General features: G+C 71.2%; 5 protein-coding genes and 1 pseudogene. 1 reads left to right on the forward strand and 5 read right to left on the reverse strand.

The features are described 5' to 3' along the window. Positions 1 to 123: 123 nt before the first annotated feature. The 5 genes from HCR68_RS13510 to HCR68_RS13535 all read right to left on the reverse strand — a co-directional run bounded on the left by HCR68_RS13510 (position 124) and on the right by HCR68_RS13535 (position 7,456). Complete coding sequence (locus tag HCR68_RS13510; RefSeq protein WP_243859144.1) at positions 124 to 897, reverse strand: hypothetical protein; 774 nt, start codon at positions 895 to 897, stop codon at positions 124 to 126. A gap of 30 nt (positions 898 to 927) precedes the next feature. Then, positions 928 to 1,368, reverse strand: coding sequence for a YbjN domain-containing protein (locus tag HCR68_RS13515; protein WP_167150331.1), 441 nt, complete (start codon positions 1,366 to 1,368; stop codon positions 928 to 930). 147 nt (positions 1,369 to 1,515) lie between these two features. Then, positions 1,516 to 1,974, reverse strand: coding sequence for a hypothetical protein (locus HCR68_RS13520; RefSeq protein ID WP_167150334.1), 459 nt, complete (start codon positions 1,972 to 1,974; stop codon positions 1,516 to 1,518). 163 nt (positions 1,975 to 2,137) lie between these two features. After that, positions 2,138 to 3,193, reverse strand: a complete 1,056-nt coding sequence (locus HCR68_RS13525; protein ID WP_167150336.1) for a hypothetical protein — start codon at positions 3,191 to 3,193, stop codon at positions 2,138 to 2,140. 417 nt (positions 3,194 to 3,610) lie between these two features. Next, positions 3,611 to 7,456 (reverse strand): DUF4011 domain-containing protein, encoded by a 3,846-nt coding sequence (locus tag HCR68_RS13535; RefSeq protein WP_243859146.1) that lies wholly within the window; start codon positions 7,454 to 7,456, stop codon positions 3,611 to 3,613. 489 nt (positions 7,457 to 7,945) lie between these two features. Here HCR68_RS13535 and HCR68_RS13540 point away from each other — a divergent pair. Next, positions 7,946 to 8,310: pseudogene (locus tag HCR68_RS13540) on the forward strand (hypothetical protein); the annotation flags it as partial.

Here is an 8,310-nt window from a genome sequence, read left to right on the forward strand (position 1 = left end):
TCCATGAGCAAGCCGTCCTTCCCAGCAGGAGCGGTGAGATCTGGTGTAACACCACCGATCCTGCGAGGCCCTCACCCCATTGCCCAGCACCCACGCCGACCCACACCCCTTGGACTTACTCATCTAGGAGACGAGCAGGGGCGTGGGGGTGTTGGTTGTCTCAACCTCGGTTCCGCCGTCAGCATCACCCGGGGCGGCCACGTTCTCGCCACGACCCTCGTCACTCTTGACGCCGGCCGCGGGCTCTGCATGGACCTGCGCCGGGAGCTGCGCGCGCGCCTCGACCTCCGGTCCGTCGATTCCCGGCCCGTCGATGATGGCGGCCATCTCCAGCGTCGCATCCACCATCCGGTCCGCAGCCTGCGCAGGCGTGTCCGCACCGGCGATGGCGGCCGCCTCGTCGTCGGCCTCCGCCCGGGACCGTTCAGGCTCGACCCGCTCCGCCTCGGGCTCGGCGTCGGCGTCCAACCGGCTGTCGGCGCCGTCGTCGAGGAGGCTGAGGACCTCGCGCAGGGCCTCGTCGACGCCGTCGAGGACGAAGTCCATGGTGCCGGCCAGCTGGGCGTCGTCGAGCCCGGCCCCGATGTTGGTGAGGACCTCGGCGCACAGGCTCAGGCCGGCGTCGTCGACCTCGGTGTAGAGGGCGGGGATGAGCCGGCCGCTGGAGACCTCCTGGGCCACGGCGCGAACCCGCGAGAGCGTCGCGGCGCCCGGGAGCGGGGCGGCGAGCCGATGGTGGGCGCGCACGGCGAGGATCCGGCGGTCGACCACCATGAGCACGTAGTCGAGGCCGGCCACCGTCGAGCGCACCACCCCCTCGGACGGGTCGATGTCATAGCCGTAGCCGCGCTCGGCCAGCCAGGCGGCGAGCCGCCTGAGGGTCACGGTCGGGGTCACGGACCCCTCCGGCTGGTTCCACCAGGCCATTCAGTCCTCCTCCCAGGTGACGAGCTCGGGGAAGCGCTCCTGGACGGTGGCGAAGAAGGCCCGGGTCATTCCCAGACCCATGTCCATGAAGGCGTCGAGCTGGGCGTCGCTCATGCCCGCGCCGACGTAGGCCACCATCTGGGTGCTCAGCAGCAGCAGGTTCGGGTCGTGGGAGGGGGTGACGGCCAGGTCCGGCCCGTAGGTGGAGCGGTGCTGGGTGTCGATGAAGGCGCGTATCTCGTCGAGCCGGTCGACCGTCGGGCGCCCGCGCCACATGCCGGCCACGACGAGGGCGGCCTCCTCGTCATGCAGGTAGACGCCGATGTCGCAGCCCGGGAAGCCCATGAAGACGGCGCCGTCCTCCTCGGGGCCGGCGGTGATGCCGCGCTGGGACAGCCAGGCCTCGACCCTCAGGAGGGTCAGCGCCGGTTGCGCGCTCATAGGTGGGCTCGCCTCCTTCCCGGTACGGGGCTTGATGCAGGTTGGTGAGGATCGGTTCGAGTTCGCTGCGGATCGCGATGCGGGATGTGCCGTGCGGCCTGCTCGCCGGTGCGGGGCCGACTGGCGGCACCGACGCTGGAACCGGCCTCAGAACTCGATGTCGGCCGCGATGTCCGCGACCGTGTCGACCTGGCCGGCTCCGGCCTGTGCGCTGCGCACGCTACCCGGAGAAGCCCCCTTGCCCCTAGTCGAGCCCGGGGCGCCGACGGCGTCGGGCCAGCTCACCGCGGACGGGCCGCCCGCCCCGCCGGAGGCGGCAGGGGAACCGGGGCCGTCCGGGAGGCGTCCCAGCGCCTGGTCCAGGGAGCGGCCCAGCACCCCGGAGGCCGACTCGGCCAGGGTCAGGCAGCGCGAGTCCATCTGCTCGGGCGTCTTGTACCCCCGGCGGGTGGCGGCCGTGGCGCGCCGCCCCCTCCCGGCGCGGGCGGCGGCCTCGGTACGCGCGGCGCGGGAGCGCTGCGGTGCGCCCGAGGCGCCGGCGCCTCCTCGTCCGGCCGCCCTGGCGACGGAGGAGCTGTCTTGGGACTTCTTGCGGAAGCCGACCATGGTGGTCCTTTCGGGAACGGAGTCGAGCGGCGCGGGGCCGCGCGGGGGACGAAGAGCAGGTGAGTCGACGGGCTCGGCGCGGGATGCGCAGTCGGCGTCGTCGGGCTCAAGGCCGCGTCCGCGTTGCCGGCGGGCCAGGCCGGGCGGGCGGCGGGTGGGAACGTTAGCGGGGCACCTCGCAGGAGAGCTGGTCGGCTGCGTGGGCCTGCTGGCTCCACAGCTCCTCGGTGAAGGTGTTGTCCAGGATGGAGCGGGCCAGCGGCTCGTCGGGGCGCATGATGTCGCGCACCGTCTGGAGGATGAGCTGGCGGCGGTCGGCCAGCCCCTCCTGACCGAGGATCTGGGCCGAGCGGCCCAGGCCGCCCATGAAGTTGACGTACTCCATGGCGTGGTACTGGGGGGAGACCTCGTCGGGGCGCAGCTGGTGGGTGCGCGTGGCCAGCGCGTTGCGCACGTCGCGGCGCAGGGCCTCCTGGCCGCCCTCGGAGCGCACGTAGAAGGGCAGCAGGCGGTTCATCATGAGGTGGTGGGCGATGGCGTAGTCGACGTAGTAGAAGAAGGCCAGGCCCACGCCCTCCTCGGCGGACTGCTCCGACTCGGACTTCTGCCACTCGGCGTAGCAGGTGGTCTTGGCGACCTCCTTGGCCCAGGTGGGCGCGGCCGCCATGGCCTCGGTCGGCTGGAAGGCCACGCGCGACTTGCAGCGCGGGCAGGTGATGAACACCGGCATGTGGTAGAGCTCGGGCAGCGGCACCGGGTCGCCGCACTTGTCGCAGGTGAAGGAGAACTGGGCCTGACGCCAGTCGGTCATGGCCCGGTTCCACTCCTCGCGGGCCTGCTCGGCGCGGCCGGGGGCGAAGACCTCCTCGATGATGTTGCGCAGGCGCACCTCGAAGCCGGCCACGAGGTTGGCCGCGTCCTGGAGGCGGGCGGAGAGCTGACGGTCCTCCTCGATGGACAGGTCGGCGTCGATGTCCAGGAACGGGGCGAAGTGCTTGGCGAAGACCCGCTGGGCCTTGGTGTGCAGGAACATGATCTGGGCCTCGACCTCCGAGCGGAAGGCGGAGACGGAGGCCGGGTCGGTGATCTGCATCTCCATCGCGGTGCGGGCCGAGCTGACGCCGAACTCCCGGGCGCGGGCCTCCAACCGGTCCAGGTAGGTGCTCAGGCGCTGAGTGAGTGCCTGAAGCCGCCGGTAGTAGCGGACGTAGGCGGACATGTCAGGCTCCTTGCGGTGGAGGATCGGGAGTATTGCTGAGGAAGGCGCCGGTTACCGGGGCTGTCCGGGCGCGGCTCGGCACCGGCGACGACGCCGACTCACGAGCCCGGCGCAGGAGGCACCCACGGCTGCCAGCACTGTGGATGCTACTCAACTGGAGACTTCAACTGCGACCTCATCGTGATCTTTTGAAATCGAGGCGCCCAGGATCTGGGCGGAACTCCCCCTTGCCATTCCTCCGACGAGCCGGCTTCTCGGCTGTCTACAACGGCGGCGCGAAGCCGGAGAAAAGTCCTGGTCGACGTCGAGCCGGAGGAAGTCGAGAGACGTCGATGAGTGACAAGGATCATAGTGTCGGTGCTGGCACAAACGACCTGGTCATGACGCCCGTCGTGATCCTCCCGTGATCCAGCGGGACTACGACTGCTCCCGCTCAGCCTCCTTGAGGGCCCTGGTGAGGGCCTCCGACACCCCGCGCGCGCCGAGGCTGCGCTTCCTCGTGCTCAGACGCTTGAGCGCCCACGTGAGCAGGTCCTCTCGGGAGGCCCACTCCGGGTTCCTGGCGCGGGCCTCAGACATCAGCCCCACCAGCTCGCGGGGGTGGATCTCCTGGATGGAATCCACGTGGTCCAGGGCGTTGCGGCGGTAGGTCGGGGCCGCGAGCGCGGCGTCGCGGCTGGTCCACACGAAGCCGTCCTCATCGAAGTAGGCGAAGGCCTCCCCCAGGGCCGCCCTGATCGACTCCTCACGCGACCTGACGGTTCGTGACAGCCCGAAGGCTCGGGAGATCTTGACGTAGAGCCGGCGCCTCGCGATCGGGGCCTCGACCCGGCAGATGGCGGTGGCGACCTCGACGAGCACCTTCTTGGCCTCCGCGTCGGTGCCGGCGCGGTCGAGGATCTCCAGGGGCCGAACACCCGCGGGAGTCCACACGCTGTACTCACCGCCCTGGACGCGCGGGGCCGCGTCGGGCGCTTGAGCGGAGGCCTGTTCCGTCTCCTGACCCAGGCGGGCCGCCACGACGCGCGTCTCCTGGCCGATGGCGTCGGCCGGCTCGCGCGTCTGCGGGACCCTGGCTACGGCCGACGCCGCAGCCGCCGGGCTCGTATTCCCCGCCGATTCGGATCCGGAGACGGTGGCTGGAGTCACCGCGGCAGTGGGCCGGGTCGCCGTCTGCCCGCCCGGCAAGGTCCCAGCCGACACGGGTTCTCCGCGGCTACCGCCCCCTCCTGCACCTCTGCGTCCACCGTGTCCGCCGCGTCCGCCGTGTCCACCGTGTCCGCCGCGTCCGCCACCGGCGGCCTCGACGAGGCGGGCGATGACGGCGTCGGGGTCGGCCACCCACTCGGGCATCCAGACCCGCTCGACCCGCTGCCACCCCATGGTGCGCAGCACGTCGACCGGCAGCAGGTCGCGGTCACCAGTGCTCTCCCGTAAGTTCCAATGCGGCCCGTCGAGCATGACAGCGACGGCGGGGCGGTCGGACTGGTCAGCATGTGCCAGCACGAGGTCGATCTCGAAGGTGGAGTGACCGACGCCGGTGCGGACCGTGAGCCCGGCCGCCTCCAGCGCCTCGGCGATATCGCGACGGTGCCAGCTCAGCGGGCTGCGCGAGACCGGCAGGGCTCGGGGCGCCCGGCCCTCGGCCGCCTGGTGGAGGTAGGCGCGCAGGTCCTTGACTCCCCGGTGGGAGGTCCGCTCGGCGTGCAGATCCTGGGGGTCGAAGCTGGCGAAGACGATGATCTGTCTGCGGGCCCGGGTGATGGCCACGTTGAGGCGACGCTCGCCGCCGGCGTGGTTGAGAACCCCGAAGTTCAGCGGCAGGTCGCCCCTCACATTGGCGGCGAAGGTCGCCGAGAACAGGATCGTGTCACGCTCCTCGCCCTGGACGTTCTCCAGGTTCCTGACGAACAGGCCGTCGCGGGCGTCGAGGGCCTCGATGACCCGTGACGAGGCGACCTGACGCAGTCTGTTCTCAATGAGGTCGCGCTGGCGATCGTTGAAGGTGATGACGCCCAGTGAGGGCGGACGGTCCGGGGAGGCCTCGAAGCGCCTGAGCACCTCGTCCACCACACGTTTGGCCTCCATCGGGTTGGTGTTGGACTGGACGTGGGGGTGCCGGGCGCTGTCCTCGGGGCGGAAGTAGCGGCCGGCCACCCGCCACAGCGAGATGCCGTGCCCGCCGGGGGCGCCGTCGGGGCCGGGGGACATGGTCAGCGGGCTCGGGAAGGTGAGCAGCGCACCCCCGTAGTAGTGGCGGTTGGAGAAGGCGACGAGGGACTCGTCGCGGCTGCGGTAGTGCCAGGTGAGCCGGCGCTGGAGCAGGCCGCAATCCAGGCACCGCGTCAGGATGGAGTCGGCCTCGGGCGCCCGCCCCTCCCTCGTCTCGCCGGTACCCGGCGTGGGTGGCATCTGCTTGGGGTCGCCGACCACGACGACGCTGCGGCCGCGCCCCATGGCGCCGACGGCGTCGGCCACCCGGATCTGGGAGGCCTCGTCGAAGACGACGATGTCCACGTAGCGGCGGTCAGCCGGGAAGAACCGGGCCACCGAGTCCGGCGAGACGAGCAGGCAGGGCGTCAGGGCGGTAATGAGGTCGCCGTAGGTGCTCATCAGCTCGCGCACGCTCATGGTGCTCCGGCGGCGGTTGAGCTCATGGCGCAGGTCATCCGTCCGGAAGTCGGCGTCCTGGAGGACCCGGTCGCGGTGGGCCAGGACGACGTCGACCAGCTCGGGGACCAGGGCCGCCCGGAGCTCTTCCTGAGTGCTGCGGTAGCGCTCGATGAGCCGGTTGTGGGCGCCGGCGTCGAAGGCGTCCAGGCCGGTGGCGCGGGCGCGTTCCTCCAGGGTGGCCCGGGCCTGGGCGGCGGCGGGGCTCTCTGAGTCCCCGGAGTTCCGGAGCTGGGCGAGCACCTCGCGGGCGCCGGCGTAGGACGGGCCCTTGGCGCCCGGCTCGTACAGGCCGCGGCGGTAGGCGTCGAGCTCGGCGCGGATCCGGGCCAGCTCGGCGCGCAACGCGACCGGGTCGGGACGGCCGGCCGCGTCGCCGGTCCCGACGTCGGCACTGGCGCCGTCTCCGCGCTCTCCCGGCCGCAGGGCCAGGGCACGGCGCAGGGCCCGGCGGACCTCGGTCGGTTTCATGCCGTTGTCGTGCAGGTTGAGCAGCAGGTTCCCGATCCCGGTCTCCTCGCGCAGGCGGCGGGCGACGACATCGAGGGCGGACTTCTTCTCGGCGACGAACATGACGGTGCGTCCCGTGGCCAGGGCCCGGAAGATGAGGTTGGAGACGGTCTGGGACTTGCCCGTCCCGGGCGGCCCCTCGACGACGAGACTGCGTCCGGCGACGGCGTCGGCCACGATCCGGGCCTGCGTGGAGTCCGCGGCCAGTGGGAGGTTCTCAGTCGCCTCGTCGATATCGAGGCCCTCATCGGCCGGACCGGCCGGGTCCACGAAGTCCTGGCGTCCTGTCGCCATGAGGTGGGCGACCAGCGGGCTGGCGCCGATCGTCGGCCAGTGGTCCTCGAGGTCCTTCCACATCCGGTAGGTGGAGAAGCGGAACAGTCCCAGGTGGATCGTGGGGGTGACGACGTCGTCCCAGCCGGCGCGCCGCAGCCGGTCGCGCACGCCGTCGAGGGTGGAGCGCAGGTCGATGCCGTACTCATCGTGCCGCGGGTTCCTCAGCTCGGCCAGGTCGATGCCGGTGTCCCGCTCGAAGCGGTCCAGGAAGGAGTAGTTGGGGGTGGACGCGCCCGTCTCGTCCAGGACGAGCCTGAAGTCGTCACCGGTGCGCTCCAGGTTGACCGGGATGAGGATGAGCGGGGAGTGCAGGCGACTGCCGTCGCTCTCCCAGTGCAGGGTCCCGATGGCCAGGTAGAGGTTGTTGGCCCCGGTCTCCTCGACGGCGGTGCGGGCGCTGGTGGCCAGGGCCTGGAGGCGGCGCACCCGCTCGGTGGCCGTCAGCCCGACCTCGACGGTCCGCTCGGACAGGAGCGACTCGGCCCGAGTCTCCTCCTGACGAAGGTCCTCATCGCAGGGGCCTGCGGGTCGGTGACGTCCTGCGACAAGAGTGATGAGCTGCTTGTCATTGACAAGATCCTCGAACCGGTCGATGAGCGCGGGTGGGACGCGCAGCTCCACGGCGTGACGAGAGGCGCGGTTGATGAGGGGGTTGCGCAGGGAGAGGTCCAGCAGATTCTTCTGCCAGTCCCGAACCTGCTTCGGGGTCCTCGGGGCGGAGAGGTTGTCAGAGTTCATGGGGCTCATGGGCGGTTCATGGGTTTTGAAGGGATATGCGTCGGCCCGCTCGCCCGAGGCGGTCGGACCGGCCTGGGCGCCGCGCGCACCGCAGGCCCGCCGGTGGGGATGCCGATGGCCGCGAGTGGACGGCCGCTGCGGGCAGGGGCGCGGATTGCTCCGGCCGACGAGCGCAGATTACAACGGGCCGCCGACACGATCAGACGCCACTCGTCCTACACCCCTGTTCCCTGATCCCCCGTCTCCTCGCGGACGCACCACAGGGCCCGCGGACGGCCCCTACAGGGTGAGCCATCGAGGCCTATGGTGCGTCCGCGATGTCGGGGCGTCCGACCTGGCGCCTCATACTCCGCGAGTTCGTAGGGTAGGAGTCAAGTTCGTGACGCTCCCCCGGGGCCGTGACATTTTCGTGACACCGTTGTGTCCTGGCCGGTAGGGTCGGGATGTTCGTGTTGTGCCGGGGTGTGGTTCCGGCTTGATCGTGGAAGGTCTACCCCTATGAGTCGTCCCCTGTCTCATCTGCGCCAGCCCTCCGGTCGTCGTCTTGCCAGTGCGCTGGGCGCGTGCCTGCTCGCCGGCTGCCTGGCCCTGGCGGGGTGCTCGTCGAACAGTTCGAGGGCCGGCGGCACCATCCCGCCGGTGAGCAGCGCGGGCGCCACCAGTGGTTCGACGGCGTCGACTGCCGCCTCGGGTGAGGCGTCGGCCGGTGCGAGCAGCTCGGCGGGCTCGGGCCCGGTGACTGCGGAGTCCCTGTCCGACCCGGAGCTGGGCTACACGGTGGTGTCCATCCCCGAGGGCCTGGACGCCACCCAGACCAAGGTCCTCCAGGACTTCATGGCCTACGACAAGGCCACCTGGCGCAT

The organism is Actinomyces sp. ZJ308 (genome assembly GCF_011752065.1).
Taxonomy (GTDB): domain Bacteria; phylum Actinomycetota; class Actinomycetes; order Actinomycetales; family Actinomycetaceae; genus Actinomyces.

What these genes read in the sequence shown, in the direction of transcription:
- HCR68_RS13520 (WP_167150334.1), bottom strand. Translation starts at nt 1,974, where the DNA reads ATGGTCGGCTTCCGCAAGAAGTCCCAAGACAGCTCCTCCGTCGCCAGG.
- HCR68_RS13535 (WP_243859146.1), bottom strand. Translation starts at nt 7,456, where the DNA reads ATGAGCCCCATGAACTCTGACAACCTCTCCGCCCCGAGGACCCCGAAG.
- HCR68_RS13515 (WP_167150331.1), bottom strand. Translation starts at nt 1,368, where the DNA reads ATGAGCGCGCAACCGGCGCTGACCCTCCTGAGGGTCGAGGCCTGGCTG.
- HCR68_RS13525 (WP_167150336.1), bottom strand. Translation starts at nt 3,193, where the DNA reads ATGTCCGCCTACGTCCGCTACTACCGGCGGCTTCAGGCACTCACTCAG.